Here is a 20183-nt window from a genome sequence, read left to right as displayed (position 1 = left end):
TGTTATATCTCACCATTAGACCGCAATTCATTCCTGCTTAATAGCGATATTTATTCATCAGCAATCTCAACTCGCTAATCTTAGTTTTATTCACTCACTTATAAGCTCTGCAAAGCACTATCAGTTACGTGAAAAAGCGCCTTTAACATCTCGAACATAGTCCTCTAGCGGATTGCGGTTCACCAGTGGTGATTTGTTTTTCGTCAACCAACCATCAAGCAACTTTTTCGCGTAAAGGCACCCCAATATATTGGCTACCGCTACTCCAGCCCAAAGCAGCTCAATCGTGAACAATCCACCAATAAATGCTAACGGGATAGTAAGCAACAATGACTTCACTAAGGTGACTCGCAGTGACATTTTTGCTTGCTGTACACCATTGAAGAACGACGTCGCCATTAACACGAGACCAAACGCTGGAAACGTAGCGCCAACAATATAGAAATACCAACGCCCAAACTCAACCACCTCATTATCGATGCTGAAAATACCAATAACCGATTCAGCAAACACAATGGTTAGCAGACCAAATGTAATCCCCCAATACACCGTCATACGCCCTGAGAGAGCAACGATATTATCCAGTCGACGATACGCTTTAGCACCATAGTTTTGGGCGGTTAACGGCGTGACAATAACACTTAAAGCAAGTATTCCAGTCAACACCAACGACTCAATTCTCGTCACAATACCAAACGCTGCCATGGCACTTTGACCATATTGCGATACAACAGCAGTAATCACGGCAATCGCGATTGGGTTTAAAATTTGTGCGACGACTGCCGGGCTAGAAATTAACAATATCTCTTTCAATTGAAGTCTAATTTGGTATATCGAAGTGAGTGAGAACAGTTTGTTTTGTAACAGTAATAACAGCATACAAAACAGAATCACGGCCCAAGATATAACGGTCGCATACGCAGCCCCCGCCAGTCCATAATTAGGAAAACCCGCATTCCCGAAAATCAGCAAATAGTCGAAGACCACGTTGACGATGCCGCCTAACGCCATAACCACCATCGTTTTGATCATAATCCCTTTTGCCATTAAGGCTGAGTTTGCAATTAAACCACCGACTAAGATCATCATTCCTAGGTAAATTGGCTGCATATATTGCTCAATTAAATCGATAGAATCGCTGGTCGCCCCCAGTAAAGAAAAGGTATTTTCCATGGTGAAAACACCTATGACACCAAGCACTGCCGACAACACACTGAAAGACAACACCGAGATTGTGACCAATGATTGAGCCTTAATTGCATTCTTTTCACCGAGCGCACGCCCAACCGTTGCTGATACCCCTGCAGATATCCCCATGAATAAGCTGACAATGAAGATGTAAACTGGATAGGTATAACTGATTGCGGCCAATTCTTGCGTTCCTAACTGGCCAATAAAATAGCTATCGACAAGCTGAAATAAGAAAGTCATCAGCATTCCAAACGCTGCTGGGGCTGCCATCGTCAGCAGTGATATTTTCACTGGTTTATCAAGGAGTGGGTTTTCCATCTTACATGCCCTCAAACGTTTAATTAGCGTCGTAATGAACAAAACTCAGCCTATTTGCCATAAAGTCAGCTTGCTCAGTTGTGATGTAATTAGCATAGATTGTGCTCGTTTATTTATTAATAGGGCAAATGTGTAATGATTATTTCCATATGAAGTGGAATAAGACCTAGAGGCTGAAATGGTGAGCGCGAAAACAGATTTACTCGATGGCATCGTAATATTTGTCGAAGTCGTTAATAGCGGCAGTTTTACCAATGCAGCGCAAGCGACCTTACATTCAACATCGTATATCAGCAAAGAGATTAATAAACTCGAATCGCGGCTAGGGGTGAGACTGCTTCAACGTACAACTCGCACTCTTAAGCTCACTCCAGAAGGCAAAGAGTTCTATGCGCGCTGCCAGCAGATCATTGATGATGCTGTAACGGCGGAAAACCTAGTGTCTGGCAGTCAACGAGAGCCTCAGGGGACGTTAAGGATAAGCTGCCCGGTCAGTTTTGGGTTAACTAAGCTTCAACCTGTTTTAGTTCAGTTTGCTCAACAGTTTCCCAAAGTACAGCTTGATGTTGATATCAATGATCGCATGGTTGATGTGATTGATGAGGGGTTTGACATCGTGATTAGAGCATCAGAAGCAATGGATGATTCCAGCCTAATAAGCCGTAAGCTTTGTTCTAGCTTTGGCGTGACCGTTGCCTCCCCTCAATACCTTAAAGATTATGGTACACCTAGTCACCCGTCAGAGCTAGAAAGCCATCGCGTCATTACCTACAGCCTGAGCAAACAGCCGCATAAATGGGTATATCAAGAGCGTAACGGTGAGCCTATCGAAGTGCTTACCACAGCAAGAATGATCACGAACAGCCCTCAACTTGAACTGGCTATGTGTAAAGCAGGCCAAGGCATTACTCGTTTACCAAGGGATCACATTAATGATGAATTCGAACAAGGGTCACTCATAGAGCTTTTTCCTGACTTTCCTCCTCTACAATTACCTATCTATTTGGTCTATCCAAGCAAGAAGCATCTATCAGCCAAAGTCCGCGCCTTCATTGACTTTGCCGTCACTCAAATAACGGATTAAGAGAACAGTGGAGAGTTGCGGGGTACTTAGTAGTGTCTTGGTGGCTATTTCAGAATAAAGCTGTTTTGCCTCACAAAGAGAGCCTAGGTTGAATGAAGTCGATAAACGCAGAAATTCGCCTCGCGACGGACGAGGACTTGTAATAGACGGCGTTAACCAACTCTCTATCAGTATTGAGCAGCTTTTCATCCTCTAAAATCGATACCAGTCGCCCTGCCTCCAGATCTTGTTTGACCATGAACCCTGATAAACAAGCGATGCCATTTGAGCTCAGCGCCAACTGCCGAACCGTTTCTCCGTTACTGGATTGCAGGCTAGGCTCAATCGACTTAAACCCTTTTAGCGGCCATTGGTTGAGCACCTTGGGCGCGTTAAAACCAATGATTTGATGTTGCGATAACTCAGACACCGACTTAGGTATCCCATGTCGAGCAAGGTAATCTGGAGAAGCGACGATATAGAGTGGACTTTTACCGAGAGGTTTCGCATGCAATGTCGAGTCTTTGAGCTGACCAATACGAATCGCAACATCGGTTCGTTTCTCTAATAGGTCAACAAAGCCTTCATTCGAAGTGAGCTCCAACTCAATATCTGGGTAGGCTGATTTAAACTCATGTATAAGCGGCACTAACTGATGAAAAACAAACGGGCTGGCGGCGTCGACTCTTAGGTGACCTTTAGGTAGCTCCCCACGCGAGACGATCTCCTCTTCCGCTTGCTTGATGATATCTAGCCCTTTACGAATCGACTCAACGAACTGACGCCCTTCATCGGTGAGTTCTATGCGTCTGGTGGTTCGATTAAGAATCGACACCCCAAGCTGTTTTTCAATTTTACTCACTGCTCTTGATACGCGAGCGACCTGTATACCTAACGCATCGGCGGCCGCGGAGAACCCACCACTGTCAACCACGGTAAGTAACATATCCAATTCATCGGAACGTGTGCGCATGTCATTCATCTCTCAAACCCAATTACCATCATTTATAGCAAAAGTAATTTGATAAAAGCACTATTTTTCACAAATAAAGTTTCTTGAATAATGCACCCCATCAAACAACACAACGATGAGAATCATTATGCCAATTGCTCTATTCGCATTAACGCTGAGTGCTTTTGCTATCGGCACCACCGAATTCGTCATTGTCGGACTTATTCCTACAATGGCAGCAGACCTTTCCGTTTCACTACCTTCTGCCGGTCTGTTAGTAAGCTTGTACGCTTTAGGGGTTGCGGTTGGCGCTCCTGTTCTTACAGCTCTAACAGGTAACTGGCCGCGTAAGAAGGTACTACTTACAGTGATGTCACTGTTTGTGCTAGGTAACCTATTGGCGTGGCAAGCTCCTGGCTACAATACCTTGGTCATGGCTCGCATCCTGACGGGTCTTGCACACGGGGTGTTCTTCTCGATAGGCTCTACCATTGCAACCGGATTGGTTTCTAAAGAGAAAGCAGCCAGCGCTATTGCCATCATGTTTACTGGCCTAACCGTGGCGCTAGTAACCGGTGTACCACTGGGTACGTACATCGGCCAAACTTTCGGCTGGCAAGCGACGTTTTTGATTGTCGCAATCTTAGGTTTAATTGCTCTTATAGGTAGTGCAGCATTGGTACCAAGTAACTTAAAGCAGCCACCAGCGACAAAACTCTCTGCGCAACTTAAGGTTTTAACACAGCCTCGCCTACTATTGGTTTACGCCATCACTGCATTAGGTTACGGCGGCACGTTTACGGCCTTTACCTTCTTAGCGCCGATTTTTGAAGAGATCTCTGGTTTCAACTCTAGTGCTATTGGTTTAATCATGTTGGTTTACGGAGTGTCGGTTGCGGTGGGCAATATTTGGGGCGGCAAGATGGCTGACTCTATGGGCCCAATCAAAGCGCTAACGGTTATCTTTGTCGGCTTAGCGATGGTATTGCTTGTGTTCAACTTTACCGCCTATAACCCTATCGCTGCGGTTCTGACCATTCTGGTTTGGGGTGCGTTCGCATTTGGTAATGTGCCTGGCTTGCAAGTATACGTGGTAAACCTTGCGGAAAAATACGCACCAGACGCAGTAGATGTAGCTTCTGGCCTCAACATCGCGGCATTCAATGTGGGTATTGCGCTAGGCTCTTGGGGCGGCGGTTTGATCGTCGAAGACTCTGGGCTGATGAATACACCTTGGGTTGGTGCAGCTATCGTACTAGGTGCCCTTCTGTTGACTCGCTTAAGCGGCGCACTAGACAAACGTTCTCCAACGCTTCAACAAGCTTAATAAAACAGCCCCTAAGTATTCGCTTACTTAGGGGCTGAACTTCATTTCACACGCATGAGTCGATGCTTTACGTTTTCTAACTCAAACTCTTTCACCTGTGAGCGCTGCATTTTATCGATCTGCTCGATCATCGCCTCGGTATAGCCTTTGCGCTTCATCCATTGCATCGGTTCGGAGAAGCTGTCTTCATTCACAACGTAAGACTCTCCTTTGTGTTCACCAGCATAGACGCTTACTACCCAAACTCGTGACTGAAAGTCCAGTACGTCTATCAAACCTGTTTTAATGCGATTGAGTAAACCCATCAATATGCTCGCTACTTTGCTACAACTCCATACAAGATATATTCATTATCTTACCGTGAACATGGCTACCCCCGAACTCATCGACAAAGCCCTTCATTTAACTTAATCTTACCTTCACACTGCATATTAGTCAGAGGTGGAGTCAGCAAGGCATTGTGCAGCATTAGGAATTAAGATTTTAATAGAATTATAACTATTGTACCTTCACCACTTTGTCTAAATGAATTACTTTTCGGGCATGCTCCCCGAGACGTGATACATGTGTACTTGTTGCATAACACCTTGCTCATTGTTATTCCATGATAGTTTCACCAAAAACCAGAGTATTCCCATTAAATAACAAGTAAGTATCATTTGACAAAATGATTTTTCAGATTGAGCTTATATGAATATGTAATAAATATATAAAAAAAGTGATCCTAAAAAAATAAAAAAACGAAAAACCTGTACTGTATTTTTATTTTCCTCAAAATCATATGTAACTCCTCCTATAGGTAAATTTCGATTAGTTAGAAAGCAAGACATAACTAAAATACTATATAGAGGGATAAAATCACCAAGTGTCACATAACCAAGAATAAAAATATTATTAGTTAAAAATAACAACCACACAAGCGAATAAATAGCAATTAAAATAAACTTAGCCATTCTGTTAAATAACTTATCCGGCCATATGATTAACTCAAAAAATTTATTCACCTTTGAACTGCCCTATTTTCTTTATCTGTAGGTATAGCGTCATTTACTGGATCCAGTAAACCTGATGCAGATAAGTAAGCTTGTACTTTTTCAGCTTTGTGCTTGCCTAAATGCTCTTTCAGCATTAATTCTGTCAAATTAGAGAATCCTTCATCCATAATTTGCTTACTTACAGTATCATCTAAAAACGCACTGCCAAAAGATGTAAGTTTTCCAGTATGATCAATAGTCTTAAATATTGTAGTTCCCGCTCTAGCTGGAAGAGCAGCATACGTCGCTAATGTCGACGCATCATCCAACGCCTTCGCACTAGTTGCAGTAATAAACGCATCGCTGGCTTCATCTTTAACCATATTGCAGTTATTTGCTAAACAATCTGGTGATCCACTTGGATAGTAGTTTACTGTATACACTTTTCCTTCAATTAGATGTGATAACTGATAAGTTCCTGTTTCTGGGTTAATTGGCCTGCCAGAATAACGGTCAATCTCCATACCCTCTTCAGGTAGTGGAACTTTAAAGAATTCGTATCCTAAGCCTTGTTCCAATAAATATGCCTTAGCTTCTTCATTAAAAGGGATTGTCGCTAAATCTTGCACCTTATTATGCCTGTCCTTGTTATTTTTCCCTGCCTGTCCTTATTATTTTCGATGGCTATGATTGAACTTGACGTTCTTCCCATACATCTTCGGGGACATGGTAAATTTCAGCTTCTTCTTTTGTTAGTGAGCTAACCCCTCTCATATATAGTCCACTCCAACTATCTTCTTTATCAATATAAGCGAAGTTAATACTAAACTTACCTTCATCGGTTAGTGTTACCTTACAATGCGTCCAACGTTCTTTTGCAAAAATAGGATGCTGTTGAAGTAATTCAAGCTGTTTTAATATTAAATAAAAAACATCATCAGGGCTATCCTCAAAACCAAACCATTGCTTGATCCCTTTCTCATCTGACCAATCAAATGTATAATCTTTAAACGAATCGTAAACCTGACACGTAAAGCATGATTCAACTCCCTCTTCAGGAAAAATTGACCAAATAAGGTTTCCTATCTCTTTATATATTTCTTGGGGGTTCTTCGCTGTATTCACTTAACACCTTCTATTGTTTTATATTTTCAATGAGTCGTGCGACACGTTTTTCATTTCCAATAGCATAGCTAACTGCAATGGCATCAGGCCTTTTGTTGTTACCAGTATAAATAGGTTTAATATCGACTGTAACCTTCTTGCCTTTCTCTAACTCATTTTTCCACAATCTCTCAAGGCTACCCCACTCACCACCTGAGCCATTAACCTTTTTGTTCATTGGTACATAGTTAATCTGCTCGCCTAACCCATTGAACATCGAAGCAATGAGGTGTCCGCCATGATCATCTTCTAACCCATCCTTAATAGCACCAGAGACACCCGGAAGTGCCATAACTAAGAAGTCAGCCTCTTTGCCATTGAAGAGCACCTTTTCAACCTTCCCTTCGACAATCACAATCAATAACACCCCAGAAGAAAGGTCCTGTGGTGTCATAAAGGCGCGGGAAGTGACGTAACCCGCTTCGATATAGTGATTAGAGATATTGCGAAGGTAGTCATTAATGGCATTAAGGCCAATACACCCTGGCTTAAAGCCGGATATCTCGGCCAGTGTTTGATTGCTGTACTGAGTATTGCCAGAAAATTGTATCTCAGTAATATCAATACACTGAGTATCTTCTATTGGCTGAGAGTCAGGAAGCAGGGGGTAGGTGTCAGCTCTTGAAGCGCATTGGTGCTTTCTTCAAGTTGTTTGAGACGTTGTCGTTGCTCTTCTTCAATATCTTGAGTCGCAAGCGGCCCTAACGGCAAATTTGCCGCGCTAGATATTGTTGGATAACCAAGGGTTAGCAATAGCCCTAAAATGATGTTCAATGCACAAAAACAGTGCTTGATGAATGGCTTATCCTAGCTAAATCTAATACGCACAGTGATGATTGATACCACATACAGTTACAGCATGAATGAAAAATTTATCACATTTGCAACTTTGAGGCATATCAGAATTAACTCAATTTAAAATAAACATTAACCCTCCCTCACTTATCCGAGTAATAACTGTTTATCAGCTCAATAAACGACAACCAAAAGAAACTCATTACTAACTCATTAGCAGCCAAACACCAACACCCATCATAAGCGTGCCAGCGATGCGATTCATTAAACGAACATTTTTAGACTGCCCGAGTAGGTGTTTCAACCCTTTTCCACCCGTGGCATACAAGGTCATACAGATGAACTCGAACAGTAATATAATAGAGACAAGAACAATGAGCTGAGGAGCCAGTTCGGCACTTTGATCAATAAAAGGAGGCAGCAAAGAGATCATAAACGCCCACCCTTTTGGATTCGCTATCGCGGTCACAAAGCCTTGAACCACCAAATCCCAATCGCTTTGCGGTGTAGGGGCGCTCTCATCAATATTGATCGCAAGCTTGCCTTTAGATCGCCACATCTGAACACCGAGATAAAACAGATAGCCCCCACCGATAAGCTTAAGGGCGACAAACAACCAAGGGTAATTGAGCATAACTGCGGCAATGCCCAGTACGGCAGCAACGGCGACTAATCCGACACCGACCAGTTCACCTGCCATCATCCACAGCGCACGTCGATAACCGATGCTCATACCTAGCGTAAGTGCCAAGGTCATACACATTCCCGGAGTGATCGAGACAAAAAAGAAGGTTGGAATAAACATTCCCAGCAAAGCGGTATTCATAGCGTTCTATTTATTATCATGTTGTATTTTGCGACTAACATAAAACAATGTGTCGATAAAACCAATACACCGAATGGGCTGTTTATCTGCCTCAAAATCACTGAGGACAAGCATCAAACTGTTATTAGAAGATAAAGTGATGATAAGGTTCTGATTTAAAATAACTAAAAAGTTACTTTGAAAGGTAAATGACTAAAATCAACGAAGATAAAACGATGAACTTAATCGCTTAGTTTTTTGCGTTTCACTAAGGGCTGCTGCATAAACCATGACTATGTATTCACTTTGAAACACATCTTACCAGTATATGCACATTGATTCTCAAGTAATGAGAATCCTACGTTCTTTAATTAACAGAATTTTTAGTGTTACAAAAACAGTTCTTTGGATAAATCCGTTAATCATACTGGTTATAATGATGTTAAACAGTCAAAAAAACTAGTGACCCAAATCACATCTATAAATTAACCGCATTCTTTTCCTTTCTTATTTTTTCGAGTGACTGCTAACCTCCTGCTCGCCTTGAAGTGAACTCAAGGTGCATAACTATAAGGAGTGTTCACTATGAATACCAAGAAACCGATGTCGCTAACCAGCCGCGTAATTCTAGGTATGGTTGCGGGTATCTTGACAGGATTTGCGATTCGCAGCCTATTTGCCGACAACGGATTTGTCGACGCATACATCGTTAATGGACTATTTGAAGTTGGTGGACAGATCTTCGTTGCCAGCTTAAAAATGCTTGTTGTTCCACTGGTTTTTGTATCCCTTGTTTGCGGTACAAGCTCACTTAAAGACCTCTCTACTTTAGGTCGAATGGGCGGTAAAACCCTTGCGTTCTATGTTGCAACTACTGCAGTTGCTATCACTCTAGCCCTCACTATGGGTAACCTTTTCCAACCTGGCGCAGGCGCGGATTTAACTGCAGCAAGCTCGTTCAAATCAGCTGAAGCACCTTCTCTTGGTCAAGTGATCATTGATATGTTCCCGACCAACCCAATCAGCGCAATGGCTGAAGGTAAGACCCTTCAAGTTATCGTGTTCGCTGTACTCTTTGGTATCGCGATCAGTGCTGCGGGTAAACCAGGTGAGCGTATCGCTGCTTTCTTCTCTGATCTTAATGAAGTGATCATGAAGCTGGTTGCGATTCTGATGAACCTAGCGCCATACGGTGTCTTCTTCCTGATGGCGAAGCTTTTCACTGGTCTAGGTTTAAGCGCAATTGTGAACTTAGCTGAGTACTTCTTAGTACTGGCGGGGACGCTAGTTCTACACGGCCTAGTCACTTACAGTGTGATGCTAAAAGGCTTTACTGGTCTTAGCCCAATTACGTTCTTGAAGAAAATGGAAGATGCGATCATGTTCGCCTTCTCGACCGCTTCTTCAAACGCGACAATTCCAGTAACTATGGAAACAGCAAAGAACCGTATGGGTGTAGAGAACCGAGTCTCTTCGTTCACCGTTCCACTAGGCGCAACAGTGAACATGGACGGTACGGCGATCATGCAAGGTGTCGCGACGGCTTTCATTGCTCAGGCATTTAACATCGACCTGACGATGACGGATTACCTAATGGTGATCATGACAGCAACGCTTGCATCGATTGGTACAGCAGGTGTTCCTGGTGTTGGCTTGGTTATGCTGGCAATGGTATTGAACCAAGTTGGCCTACCACTTGAAGGTATTGCACTTATTATGGGTGTTGACCGCCTACTTGATATGATTCGTACCGCCGTCAACATTACCGGTGACAGCGCCGTGACGATTATTGTCGCGAAATCTGAAGGTGCTTTTGATGAGCAACGCTTCAACGATCCGCTGGCAGGTGCTGCTGAAGAGGAAGTACATTTAAAGCGCTCTGAAGCTTAATTTCACCTCTTTCATCCAAATAGAAAGCCCTCGCTGGAAACAGTGAGGGCTTTTTTGGTTATTCGTGTAATGATTGAAGCTTGTCGCGCGCTTGTGCTTCATGCTCATCTTTAATCGCATTGCCTACCGAGTTTGCAGCTAAAGTGAGCGCGGCCATATCATCGGTAAAGCCGACTCCGGCCATGACGTCTGGCACCATATCCGTCGGTAAAACAAAGTAGGCTAACGCTCCGCCCAAAATCGCTTTGTGCCTTACCGATGTATCTGAGTCCGTCATTGCGAGCCATGACTTAATGCCCATCACTGCCAGCTCTTCACCTGCACGTTTGACCGAACGTTTCATTTTTGTCCAAAACGTTTTGGAATCTGGCGCTTGTTCTGAATGATCTGCGATGGTTTTTAGAGCCACAGTTGAGTCCATCTTTGCCTCCAAAATAGGTTCTTTCATGAAACAATCATAGAACAATGAAGATGAACGAGAGATTAATAAAAAAATCCCCAAACTTTCGTTCAGGGATTGTGATTAATAGTGGCTAGGGTCAGTGGACCTTAGTTACTTGGCGAGCTTCTCTAGCACTCTCATCAGCAACTGAATACGAGGTTCAATTGAGGAAAGCAGTAAATACTCTTGATCACTATGGAACCCTGCACCGATTGGCCCTAGACCATCAAGCGTACGTACGCCCAAGATAGCCGTGTTATTCGCATCTGAGCCGCCGCCGACCTCTTTCCAATTGATATCAATATCAAGTTCTTCAGCTGATTGCTCGACCAATGCCATTAAGGCTTCAGTCTGCTGGCTTGGTACCATCGACGGTTTGTACGCTTCTCGCGTTAGCTCAATGGTGACACCTGCATCAAACGCACGTTGGCTCATCGCATTCAACTCAGTATCAACATCGTCATACTCTGAGTTATTCCAAAAACGTACATCCACGATCGCTTCGGCATGCTCAGGAACAATATTGGCGCCAGCACCACCAGAGACCAGACCCACGTTTAATGTCGTGCCAGATTCAAAATTAGTCATCGCATTGATCGCAATGATCCAATTCGCCATTTCCGTAATCGCACTGCAGCCCTTTTCAGGTTCGTTGCCCGCGTGCGCTGCGACACCGTTAAAGGTGATTTTATAGCGAGCCATACCTTTGCGCGCTTTTACCAAGCCGCCATCTGCACGAGCCGCTTCCGCCACCAAGACTGTCTTCGCCTTTTTAGCCGTTGCCTGAATCCAATCAACCGAATCTAGCGACCCTGTCTCTTCATCTGGGTTCATACAAATACCAATGGAAAGCTTATCGAGAACCGCTTGGTCAAGATTGCGCATCGCATAAACAACGTTCAGAAGGCCAGATTTCATATCTGAAACACCCGGGCCATACGCCTTTTCTGCGTCTGTCGTCATTGGGCGTAGCTCTGCCGTACCCACTGGGAACACCGTATCCATGTGACCAATGAGCATCACATCAATCTGCTCCGCTTCTGGCTTGTTGCGAATCTCAAGTCCAACGCCTGCTTTTCCGCAATCGATGCGTTTAACGCTCCAACCTGACAGTTCTGCAAATTTTGCTTCAAACTGCGCCGCTACTTTCTCGATACCAGCAACCGTGTATGTACCACAATCCAGATCAATCAGTGGACGTAGCTCTTCTAAGTATTCTTTGAGTGAAAAGTTCATGGTGATTCCTTAAAAGAACAGATTCATAACCAGCATTGCGCCGAATGCGTTTAACACAGAGATCGCGATCATCACTGGAATGTAACGACCTTCAGTACCAATCGGGCCCATAATACGACCCATGTATTGAACCTGAGATCCCATCAGGTAGATTGCAGGCGCTAAGATGGCAATATGACCGCCATTTAGAATGCCTTGGTCAAACAGCGTGATTACCACACCCACTGCGCCGCCCATCGACATCCAAGCACCGATAAGCACCGCTGCCGCTTCACCCGGAAGGCCAAATACCGCCATAATTGGCGCAAAGATAGTGCCCATCGCATCCAAAGCACCGGTAATTTGAAGCGCTTTAATAATGACAAACGCCATCAATACATTTGGAACGGTCGATGTCGTTGCAATCACCCAACCTTTCTTAGCACCTTCAACAAAGATATCTGTCACCATAGGCTTTTTCGCTTTTACTTCGCTCATTATGCTGTCTCCTCTTTTAGGTTCTTAACATCTTTGTCTTGGTTGTTTGCTTGGTTATCTGACTTATCTTCTTTACCTTCCGTAATGTTTAGGTAAATGCGGAATAGGTTGGCGCCGATGAACTTAAAGATGAACATGATCGCAACCGCCAAACCGATTGAAGAAGTGACTGCAAGTGAGCCGTCAGCAAGCGTGAGGGTAAATAGAACTGCACCAGATGAGAAGAAGTTAACAATCGTTGCACCAGCAGTGAACTGGAACATGGTAAAGACATCGGTTTCACGCTTGGTGAGTCGGCCTTCATCTTTAAGCTGACGTGTCATTGCCGCGCCCGCGTCGGTACTTTGTAGTGAGGCAATCAGTGCGAGACCCGAGCTACCCGGGATGCCCATTAGCGGACGTAGAAGTGGCGTAAGCAGTTTGCGCGCTGCATCCAATGCACCGTAGTGCTCAAGAACGTTGATGACACCAAGAGCAAACATCACCGTTGGGATAAGCGTCAACGCAAAGATAAAGCCATCACGCGCACCGCTGCCCCCTTTACCACGCAGTGAGGTTGTTACAGCTTCAACACCCTCAGCCGTGTCTTTAACGTCGTACGCGACTTTACCAAACGAGCCATTAAGGGTCGTAAAATCAAGCACACCATACCAATCATTGGACTTCATTAAGCCAGAGAAAAACACCACTGCGAACGCCAACGCTACGTAGCATCCCCACGTTACCTTGCGCTCTTTCTGAGTTGGGTTAGACATATTTCACCTATGTTTTTGTTATATAGAACAGGACACATAAGATCTTGAAATAAAGGGGATGCTATAGTGATGATCAGAATCAAATAGTGATACAAACTATTCATATCTATTAAACTGTTATCATATTTTGTGATAACCAGCATAAATAGCAGTTACCACCAACCAGATAAATCAACATTGCATATCAAAAAGATTCATACTTTAGTCATAATCGGTTAAATATCTGGTGACAATTCAAACAGATCGAACTTACTTCACATATCCCTTATCAATTCCTCACTAGAATGGATTCATCATAAAAACAACCGCTTTCAAGGAGTGAAAGTATGAAACTGCAGTGGTCTGTCTTTGTCGCCCTTTTAATCCTCCCTTTTTCGACTTTTGCTGCCTCTAACTCTGACCAAATCCTTCCTTTGACCAACTCAACCATTGGCTATGCCGCGATTCTTATCTTCGCCATTGCTTATACATTGGTGATGTTGGAAGAGGTACTTCAGCTTCGAAAATCCAAACCAGTATTGCTCGCCGCCGGTATTATTTGGGCAATGATTGGATACGTCTATTCGCAGCACGAGCAGATTGAAGTCGCAAAAGCGGCACTGGAACACAACTTATTGGAATACGCTGAATTGCTGCTCTTCTTACTGGTAGCGATGACCTATATTAGCGCGATGGAAGAGCGGAGGTTGTTTGATGCCTTGCAAGCTTGGATGGTCGGCAAAGGGTTTAATTTTAAGTCTTTGTTCTGGCTGACGGGTATCTTAGCGTTCTTCATTTCTCCAATCGCTGATAACCTCACAACCGCGCTACTGATGTGTGCCGTGGTGATGAAAGTGGGCGGTGACAATACAAAATTCATCAATTTAGCCTGTATCAATATCGTCGTGGCGGCTAATGCCGGTGGTGCGTTCAGTCCATTTGGTGATATCACCACACTTATGGTTTGGCAGGCAGGTCATGTCTCGTTCGCCGAATTCATGCCTTTATTCGTTCCTTCAGTGGTCAACTATGTGCTTCCTGCTTTGATCATGTCATTCTTTGTACCGAATTCGAGTCCAAATGTCGTACACCAGCATGTCGAGTTAAAACGTGGCGCTAGACGCATCGTTGCCCTATTTATCCTCACTATCGCGACGGCCGTTGCTTTCCACGCTGTGCTTCACTTCCCGCCAGTGATTGGCATGATGATGGGCTTGGCGTATCTTCAATTCTTTGGATTTTTCCTACGCCGAACGTTAAAGGCTTCGCTACACAAGAAAGCGACTATTGCGATCGAGAACGGTGACGACCACGCCTTAAAACGTTTGGGGTCAGTCGTCCCCTTCGATGTATTTAGACGTGTTTCTCATGCAGAGTGGGACACATTGCTGTTTTTTTACGGCGTGGTTATGTGTGTTGGTGGTCTAAGCCTACTTGGTTATTTGGGCCTAATCTCAGAAATCATGTACACCCAGTGGGATCCTATTTGGGCTAACGTGATGGTTGGGATTTTATCTGCCATCGTCGATAACATTCCGGTGATGTTTGCGGTTTTAACCATGCAGCCGACGATGGATATGGGTAACTGGTTGCTTGTTACACTGACAGCAGGGGTTGGGGGAAGTTTACTCTCAATTGGCTCTGCAGCGGGTGTTGCTCTGATGGGCGCGGCGCACGGTAAGTACACCTTCTTTGGTCATTTAAAATGGATGCCTGTCATTGCCATTGGTTACGTGGCCAGTATCGCAACGCATTTGATGATGAACTCTGCACTATTTAGTTAGTACCTCAGCTTCATCTTACTCAACCCTAACCCAACGGTTACTCATCAAATAAATACCGCAGGAGTTGCAAACAAGCAGCTCCTGATCTCCATGTACCGACATAACGAGATCGGCTCGAGTTTCTCTCGCCGATGAAGACATGTAGATAACGATCTTATCACCTTGAAATCCAAACTCACGTTTTACATCGCCGTCAAGCGTATGATAGGTCATAACACCTTCAAGAAAGCTCAACCTAGTCTCGTTTTGGTGATTTTCGAAGATACCTTCAAAACTTCCTATTCTTAGTCCTTCCAATGCATTTTTTTTGTCCATGCCTTCTGTATTACAGCCTGCAAGAATTCCTAAAAGCATTGTGATTACCGCTCTTTTCCCTAACAACATATGACTCACCCACATCAACAATAGGATAAATACAATATATCGTACCGTATTTTATTTTTCCACGTTTGATTGCACATAGTTAAAGAAAAAGTGAACTTCAGATTATGTCTCTATTGATTTAACGCTTTAACCAGGTAGGGGATAGTTGATATTTGGCACAGACACTGCAAGTGAGTAACTCTCTATCTCCATGAATTCTCATGACAATGTCTTCTCGTTGCTCTTTAGAATTATTGCGCATTTGGATGGTGACAAAACCATCATCGACAGAAAAAGATTTGGTGAAGCTTGTTCCGTCTTCTTTCGTTACAGTCACCTTTGCGTCGCTGAACTGTAAAAGATCACCGTTATGTTGATTGTCATAAATGCCAATAAATGAATAAGTCTCTTTGTTGAGCATTCTCTCGGCATCCTCTTCGGAGCAGCCTTGCAATGCAATGGGCACTATAGAAGCTAAACCTAATGCTTTAAACCACTGCTTTACACTCATCTAACTCTCCGTTTGTTCTAACTCTAAAAGCTTGGCTTTTCGCTCTACGCCACCAGCATACCCTGTTAGCTTACCATTTTTTCCGATCACACGATGACAAGGAACAACAACTGAAATTGGATTTTTTCCATTTGCCAATCCCACCGCTCTGACCGCTTTAGGGTTGCCAATCTCATCCGCTATTTGCTGATAGCTCCATGTTTCACCAAACGGTATTTTAGTAAGCGCTTGCCACACCTGCTGTTGGAAAGGCGTTCCCATCGCGGCTATAGGCAAATCAAACACCTTTCTTTCACCACTAAAATACTCGTTCAATTGAACTATAGCATCGTTAAGTATGAGACTAGTTTCAGTATATCGTCCCAAATCTTTTGGTTGTGTGGTCTGCGTCTCAAACCAAGCACCCAGTAAGCCATTTTTATTTGCTTGTAAGGTCATAGTGCCTAGCGGTGATTGGAATGTGGTGTAACAAGTATTCATGCATGACTCCAGCAATGAAAGGTCACGTAACTCCCCCAAGGAGAAACCGTGTCTGGTGTTAATTTAGGGAATTGTTGGCATACCTTTTTTACTATTAAATCGCCATCAAGAAAACAATTTGGCTCTGATGCACCTCTTAATCTGGCATAGTTTACTGTCCAAGGGCCGACGCCTTTTAGATCGAGCCATTGCTCGAATGACGCTTCTGGAGTTTCTGCGATCAAGTGAGCGAACCGCGCTAAGGTCTCTTTTCTACTTTGGGGCATCCTCAAGAATGAGAGGTCAGCTTGGATTATCTCATCGGGTGTCGGGAAGTGGCTCACTTTCTCAGGATGTAAGGTCTTTGTCAGCAGGTTGAGTTGTCCAATCGCCGCTTTTACGGAAACTTGTTGGCCAAGTATCGCTCTGACGCCCGCTTCCCACGTATCCCATACACCTGGGATGCGAATACCTGACTGTCTTACAAGCTGTGGCTCCAATAAGGATAAATGCTGCTCAATCTGTAAAATATCGCTGTCTAAATCAAACATACGACGAACTTGATTCACTAAAGGACGTATCAGGGACATGTCCTCAAGTTTGAACTCCAACCTTATTACTCCCGATTTTGGATTGGTCACACAAAACCAACCATGCTGACCATTCAGTGTAAACTGGCGTTCGTAACTGTGTTCCGTCACTTTTTCTAGCCCTTCAACGGCTCTCAGTCGATAAAACGCGAGCATCTGTTGCCAATCAAGAGGACCTCGATAGGCGAGCTCAAGGTAGTTTGTTGTTTCTTTTGTGTTCACACGTTTACGTATTTGTGAGGGTGACAACTGAAGCTGCTGTTTGAATGCATCATTAAATCGGCGAACGCTGTTGAAGCCACTTGCCAGCGCAATATCCGTGATCGAGAGCCCAGTGGTGTGAAGTAGCTGCTTCGCAAACATTAGTTGATAGTAAAGCGCATACTGCTTGGGTGACATACCAATATACTGATTAAATAATTTGCGTAAGTATCGGTCGCTAATCCCCAACCTATCTGATAACTCGACCAAGTTCGATTGGTGAAGCGCCCCTTGTTCAATAAGGTTTACTGCACGCTGAAATGTCGCTTCTACCCCTTTCCACGCCCAAGAGCTTGGTGCACTGTCTGGTCGGCAACGTAAGCAAGGACGATAACCCGCCTGCAAGGCTTGCGCTTTATCTAAGTAGTACTCGACGTTCTCTTCTTTGGGTAAGTTAGCCGGGCAGATTGGTCGACAGAAGATCCCTGTGGTCTTAACAGCCACATAAAAGCGACCATCGAAACGACGATCCCTCGCCATGCGAGCATTATGACAATCTTTTTCAGTCAACGATGCAATTGGGTTCAGCATGATTTATCACTATTGTTCAGACTCTTAACTAAAGTTTAAATCCTGCCCAATGAAATACTAGCCATTTTCGGCACTCAATCAAATTTGCGAAGATAAATTCTTATTCTAGGATTAGAAATGCAGAAGAATAAATAATAAGGAAGTTGGCTATGAACCTGCACTCTTGCACGATCGTACTAAAAGGCGATCTCACCATGACGTGTGACTCCGTTGATCAGACTCTGGGTGTCATTGATCAGCACGGAACCACAAACATCCACCAAATTTTGCTTGATGTCGCTGACGGTGAATCAATCTATTCATACAAGGAGATGTCGATAGAAGAGTCGATAGAAAGTTTAATGAGTCTCTAATCGTGTTAACTGTGCAAGACAGCCCTGCTTTGTGGGGTTGTCTTGTAGTGAAAATTCCCAGCCATAGCTCTGACAGATTCGTTCTACAATCAATAACCCGAGTCCATGCTCTGTTTCTGGCTCTTCACCTAATCCTCGCCCGGTGTCTACCACCTCAACTTTATCGTGACTAATACTTAAGCTGATACTACCGGTGTCAGTAAATCGAATCGCGTTATCCAATAGGTTTTTCAGCACCATATTAAGCACACTCACTGGCATATTCAAAGTGCACTCCTCCTGCACCAAAACGTTCAAGTTCACGCCAGAAGCAAGCTTATTCCGATAGGTTTCTAACCCGAGTAGAGACTCCAAAATAGGGTGCTCTTTTTTGCTTTGAGTCACGTTCTCTTGCTTCACAATATTGAGCAGTACTTCAATCGTCTCTTTCATACCCTTACCTGCTTTCAAAATACGTTCCCGTTGACGTACTTGAAAGTCAGGGTCATCCTTCATCGCTTGAAGGTTCGCCGCACCTAAAATGACAGAGATAGGTGTCTTCAATTCATGACTCGCGTATTTCGCAAACATCAATTCCTGCTTGGCGACACGTTCTTTCATATGCGAATAGCTATTGAGATGAGCAGTAAGTTGCTTTAACTCATCAATAGCATGTTTCGACGTTGAAAAGTCTTCTTCTCTATGTGTCGCAAGCTGATGACTCAATTCAGAAATCGGTGACATAAGACCATCAAAGACTCGCTTTAGAGAGTAACGAAGTACGGTGATCAAAAAGATCATCAACAGCATAGAGATCACCATCAAAGCGTCCCAACTGTCATCACCAAAGTCGATTGCTCGGGAGTCGATCGTTAAATAAAGCGGTAAGAGCTCGCCCTGATAATCAAACATTTGGTGAAAAACCATATAGCCATCAAAATCAAAAGAACGAAAGCGAGTCACCTGGTTTGGTTGATAAGGGAGCAGTCCACGAAACTTATCTGGTAGTGCGTCCGTCTGGTAGTAGGCAGTCACATGCTTACTCAATTTAGCACTGGCCACCTGATCTAATTCATAGTGCTTTAAGGCAATATCTCTAAATGACTTTAAGTGATTTTCTATTTGGTTATCTTCATGAAACACGAGACGAATAGAAAAGGAAAAAAAGACAATAAATGATGTGGTGAGAGCAATGATAGAGAAAGTCGTCAGCAAGCGCGATTTCACATCTTCAATTGAGTTGCCACGCTTTTTCTTGAATACACTTTTGGTCAGGTTCATTGTGTCACCAATTTGAAGCCAAACTTAGGAACCGTCACCAACATAGGAAACTCAAACGGCTTATCAAGCACATTACGCAGCAGATAAATATGACTGCGAAGTACATCTTTGTCAGGGACGTCTTCTCCCCACAACTCATGAATAAGGGCATCACGAGAAACGACATCTCCTTGAGCTTTCACCAACATCAATAATATTTGATACATGGCTGGAGTAATGTCTAACGCCTTTCCCTTCCGTGCGATGGCATGCGTCTTCTCATCAATGACTAAGTCACCATACGCTAATTGGGTACGGGCGACTTTACCCTTGAAACGTTTGATTAAGGCACTTAAGCGAACTTCTAGTTCTGGAAACTGAAAGGGTTTCGTGACGAAATCATCAATCCCCGAATCAAAGCCCGATAACAAATCTTGTTGTCCATTTAGCGCCGTCAGCATTAAAATCGGAGTGGTACAGCCCTGCTCTCTAAGCTCTTGCGCAGCTTGAAAACCGTCCTTTTTAGGCATCATTACATCAAGAATGATCGCATCAAACTCACTTTCTAACGCTAAATTCACACCAAGCTCACCATTGCTGGCAAAGTCCACCTCAGCCCCTTTCACTTCAAGAAAATCGGCCAAGATACCTTGTAGTTCTTCATTGTCTTCTACAACGAGAATGCGACTGCCTTCAATCATGATTTACCTCTTCAAACTCTCTT

At 43.8% G+C, this 20183-nt stretch carries 22 protein-coding genes and 1 pseudogene; 5 read left to right on the top strand and 18 right to left on the bottom strand.

Annotated elements, in window-relative coordinates; genetic code table 11:
* Nucleotides 1–120: 120 nt before the first annotated feature.
* Nucleotides 121–1509, bottom strand: coding sequence for an MATE family efflux transporter (locus tag F0231_RS01300; RefSeq protein WP_171757905.1), 1389 nt, complete (start codon nt 1507–1509; stop codon nt 121–123).
* A gap of 178 nt (nt 1510–1687) precedes the next feature.
* Between F0231_RS01300 and F0231_RS01295 the strand changes: the two genes are divergently transcribed.
* Nucleotides 1688–2593 (top strand): LysR family transcriptional regulator, encoded by a 906-nt coding sequence (locus tag F0231_RS01295; RefSeq protein WP_171757904.1) that lies wholly within the window; start codon nt 1688–1690, stop codon nt 2591–2593.
* 70 nt (nt 2594–2663) lie between these two features.
* Here the strand turns inward: F0231_RS01295 and F0231_RS01290 are convergent, their stop codons facing one another.
* A complete protein-coding gene (locus F0231_RS01290; protein WP_171757903.1) occupies nt 2664–3545 on the bottom strand; it encodes a LysR family transcriptional regulator in 882 nt (293 codons plus the stop codon).
* Nucleotides 3546–3672: 127 nt separating this feature from the next.
* On the opposite strand from F0231_RS01290, the gene F0231_RS01285 reads away from it, so the two are divergent.
* Nucleotides 3673–4851, top strand: coding sequence for an MFS transporter (locus F0231_RS01285; protein WP_171757902.1), 1179 nt, complete (start codon nt 3673–3675; stop codon nt 4849–4851).
* A 41-nt stretch (nt 4852–4892) separates the two neighbouring features.
* Here the strand turns inward: F0231_RS01285 and F0231_RS01280 are convergent, their stop codons facing one another.
* The 6 genes and pseudogenes from F0231_RS01280 to F0231_RS01260 all read right to left on the bottom strand — a co-directional run bounded on the left by F0231_RS01280 (nt 4893) and on the right by F0231_RS01260 (nt 8610).
* A complete protein-coding gene (locus tag F0231_RS01280; RefSeq protein WP_171757901.1) occupies nt 4893–5159 on the bottom strand; it encodes a hypothetical protein in 267 nt (88 codons plus the stop codon).
* A gap of 692 nt (nt 5160–5851) precedes the next feature.
* Entirely contained in the window at nt 5852–6454 is a 603-nt protein-coding gene (locus tag F0231_RS01275) for a hypothetical protein (protein ID WP_171757900.1), read from the bottom strand.
* Nucleotides 6455–6509: 55 nt separating this feature from the next.
* Nucleotides 6510–6950, bottom strand: coding sequence for an immunity protein YezG family protein (locus F0231_RS01270; RefSeq protein ID WP_171757899.1), 441 nt, complete (start codon nt 6948–6950; stop codon nt 6510–6512).
* A 10-nt stretch (nt 6951–6960) separates the two neighbouring features.
* Nucleotides 6961–7383, bottom strand: coding sequence for a DNA/RNA non-specific endonuclease (locus F0231_RS20835; RefSeq protein ID WP_253825691.1), 423 nt, complete (start codon nt 7381–7383; stop codon nt 6961–6963).
* Nucleotides 7384–7389: 6 nt separating this feature from the next.
* Nucleotides 7390–7491, bottom strand: a pseudogene (locus F0231_RS20895) (POTRA domain-containing protein); the annotation flags it as partial.
* 498 nt (nt 7492–7989) lie between these two features.
* Nucleotides 7990–8610, bottom strand: coding sequence for a LysE family translocator (locus tag F0231_RS01260; RefSeq protein WP_171757898.1), 621 nt, complete (start codon nt 8608–8610; stop codon nt 7990–7992).
* A gap of 564 nt (nt 8611–9174) precedes the next feature.
* Here F0231_RS01260 and F0231_RS01255 point away from each other — a divergent pair.
* Nucleotides 9175–10479: a dicarboxylate/amino acid:cation symporter gene (locus tag F0231_RS01255; RefSeq protein ID WP_171757897.1), complete on the top strand. Its 1305-nt coding sequence runs from the start codon at nt 9175–9177 to the stop codon at nt 10477–10479.
* Nucleotides 10480–10537: 58 nt separating this feature from the next.
* Here the strand turns inward: F0231_RS01255 and F0231_RS01250 are convergent, their stop codons facing one another.
* From F0231_RS01250 to F0231_RS01235, 4 genes are all read right to left on the bottom strand, one after another.
* A complete protein-coding gene (locus tag F0231_RS01250) occupies nt 10538–10900 on the bottom strand; it encodes a YkvA family protein (RefSeq protein ID WP_171757896.1) in 363 nt (120 codons plus the stop codon).
* A 132-nt stretch (nt 10901–11032) separates the two neighbouring features.
* Complete coding sequence (locus F0231_RS01245; RefSeq protein WP_171757895.1) at nt 11033–12157, bottom strand: M20 family metallopeptidase; 1125 nt, start codon at nt 12155–12157, stop codon at nt 11033–11035.
* 9 nt (nt 12158–12166) lie between these two features.
* Entirely contained in the window at nt 12167–12634 is a 468-nt protein-coding gene (locus F0231_RS01240; RefSeq protein WP_171757894.1) for a YjiG family protein, read from the bottom strand.
* Nucleotides 12634–13389, bottom strand: coding sequence for a nucleoside recognition domain-containing protein (locus F0231_RS01235; protein ID WP_171757893.1), 756 nt, complete (start codon nt 13387–13389; stop codon nt 12634–12636). The genes F0231_RS01240 and F0231_RS01235 overlap by 1 nt, the downstream gene beginning before the upstream one ends.
* Before the next feature lie 326 nt (nt 13390–13715).
* On the opposite strand from F0231_RS01235, the gene nhaD reads away from it, so the two are divergent.
* Nucleotides 13716–15152 (top strand): sodium:proton antiporter NhaD, encoded by a 1437-nt coding sequence (gene nhaD, locus F0231_RS01230; protein ID WP_171757892.1) that lies wholly within the window; start codon nt 13716–13718, stop codon nt 15150–15152.
* 15 nt (nt 15153–15167) lie between these two features.
* Here the strand turns inward: nhaD and F0231_RS01225 are convergent, their stop codons facing one another.
* From F0231_RS01225 to F0231_RS01210, 4 genes are all read right to left on the bottom strand, one after another.
* Complete coding sequence (locus F0231_RS01225) at nt 15168–15536, bottom strand: hypothetical protein (RefSeq protein ID WP_171757891.1); 369 nt, start codon at nt 15534–15536, stop codon at nt 15168–15170.
* A 118-nt stretch (nt 15537–15654) separates the two neighbouring features.
* Entirely contained in the window at nt 15655–16026 is a 372-nt protein-coding gene (locus tag F0231_RS01220; RefSeq protein WP_171757890.1) for a hypothetical protein, read from the bottom strand.
* Nucleotides 16027–16506, bottom strand: a complete 480-nt coding sequence (locus F0231_RS01215) for a methylated-DNA--[protein]-cysteine S-methyltransferase (RefSeq protein WP_171757889.1) — start codon at nt 16504–16506, stop codon at nt 16027–16029. It abuts the gene before it with no gap.
* A complete protein-coding gene (locus tag F0231_RS01210; protein ID WP_171757888.1) occupies nt 16503–17867 on the bottom strand; it encodes a DNA-3-methyladenine glycosylase 2 family protein in 1365 nt (454 codons plus the stop codon). The genes F0231_RS01215 and F0231_RS01210 overlap by 4 nt, the downstream gene beginning before the upstream one ends.
* Nucleotides 17868–18016: 149 nt before the next feature.
* On the opposite strand from F0231_RS01210, the gene F0231_RS01205 reads away from it, so the two are divergent.
* Nucleotides 18017–18220, top strand: coding sequence for a hypothetical protein (locus F0231_RS01205; RefSeq protein ID WP_171757887.1), 204 nt, complete (start codon nt 18017–18019; stop codon nt 18218–18220).
* On the opposite strand, the gene F0231_RS01200 is transcribed toward F0231_RS01205, so the two are convergent.
* Together F0231_RS01200 and F0231_RS01195 are read right to left on the bottom strand one after the other, a co-directional pair.
* Complete coding sequence (locus F0231_RS01200) at nt 18206–19480, bottom strand: HAMP domain-containing sensor histidine kinase (RefSeq protein WP_171757886.1); 1275 nt, start codon at nt 19478–19480, stop codon at nt 18206–18208. The genes F0231_RS01205 and F0231_RS01200 overlap by 15 nt on opposite strands.
* On the bottom strand, nt 19477–20160 hold the full coding sequence (locus F0231_RS01195) for a response regulator transcription factor (protein WP_171757885.1): 684 nt from the start codon (nt 20158–20160) through the stop codon (nt 19477–19479). The genes F0231_RS01200 and F0231_RS01195 overlap by 4 nt, the downstream gene beginning before the upstream one ends.
* Nucleotides 20161–20183 lie beyond the last annotated feature (23 nt).

The organism is Vibrio sp. RE86 (assembly GCF_013114545.1).
Lineage (GTDB): Bacteria > Pseudomonadota > Gammaproteobacteria > Enterobacterales > Vibrionaceae > Vibrio.
Note: the sequence above shows the minus strand (reverse complement) of the source record. Positions and strands in the feature narration are given on the sequence as shown.

Bases quoted from the DNA above. Each gene is read 5' to 3' on its own strand.
- F0231_RS01300 (WP_171757905.1), bottom strand. From the start codon at position 1,509: ATGGAAAACCCACTCCTTGATAAACCAGTGAAAATATCACTGCTGACG.
- F0231_RS01295 (WP_171757904.1), top strand. From the start codon at position 1,688: ATGGTGAGCGCGAAAACAGATTTACTCGATGGCATCGTAATATTTGTC.
- F0231_RS01290 (WP_171757903.1), bottom strand. From the start codon at position 3,545: ATGCGCACACGTTCCGATGAATTGGATATGTTACTTACCGTGGTTGAC.
- F0231_RS01285 (WP_171757902.1), top strand. From the start codon at position 3,673: ATGCCAATTGCTCTATTCGCATTAACGCTGAGTGCTTTTGCTATCGGC.
- F0231_RS20835 (WP_253825691.1), bottom strand. From the start codon at position 7,383: ATGACACCACAGGACCTTTCTTCTGGGGTGTTATTGATTGTGATTGTC.
- F0231_RS01260 (WP_171757898.1), bottom strand. From the start codon at position 8,610: ATGAATACCGCTTTGCTGGGAATGTTTATTCCAACCTTCTTTTTTGTC.
- F0231_RS01255 (WP_171757897.1), top strand. From the start codon at position 9,175: ATGAATACCAAGAAACCGATGTCGCTAACCAGCCGCGTAATTCTAGGT.
- F0231_RS01250 (WP_171757896.1), bottom strand. From the start codon at position 10,900: ATGGACTCAACTGTGGCTCTAAAAACCATCGCAGATCATTCAGAACAA.
- F0231_RS01245 (WP_171757895.1), bottom strand. From the start codon at position 12,157: ATGAACTTTTCACTCAAAGAATACTTAGAAGAGCTACGTCCACTGATT.
- F0231_RS01240 (WP_171757894.1), bottom strand. From the start codon at position 12,634: ATGAGCGAAGTAAAAGCGAAAAAGCCTATGGTGACAGATATCTTTGTT.
- F0231_RS01235 (WP_171757893.1), bottom strand. From the start codon at position 13,389: ATGTCTAACCCAACTCAGAAAGAGCGCAAGGTAACGTGGGGATGCTAC.
- nhaD (WP_171757892.1), top strand. From the start codon at position 13,716: ATGAAACTGCAGTGGTCTGTCTTTGTCGCCCTTTTAATCCTCCCTTTT.
- F0231_RS01225 (WP_171757891.1), bottom strand. From the start codon at position 15,536: ATGTTGTTAGGGAAAAGAGCGGTAATCACAATGCTTTTAGGAATTCTT.
- F0231_RS01220 (WP_171757890.1), bottom strand. From the start codon at position 16,026: ATGAGTGTAAAGCAGTGGTTTAAAGCATTAGGTTTAGCTTCTATAGTG.
- F0231_RS01215 (WP_171757889.1), bottom strand. From the start codon at position 16,506: ATGAATACTTGTTACACCACATTCCAATCACCGCTAGGCACTATGACC.
- F0231_RS01210 (WP_171757888.1), bottom strand. From the start codon at position 17,867: ATGCTGAACCCAATTGCATCGTTGACTGAAAAAGATTGTCATAATGCT.
- F0231_RS01205 (WP_171757887.1), top strand. From the start codon at position 18,017: ATGAACCTGCACTCTTGCACGATCGTACTAAAAGGCGATCTCACCATG.
- F0231_RS01200 (WP_171757886.1), bottom strand. From the start codon at position 19,480: ATGAACCTGACCAAAAGTGTATTCAAGAAAAAGCGTGGCAACTCAATT.
- F0231_RS01195 (WP_171757885.1), bottom strand. From the start codon at position 20,160: ATGATTGAAGGCAGTCGCATTCTCGTTGTAGAAGACAATGAAGAACTA.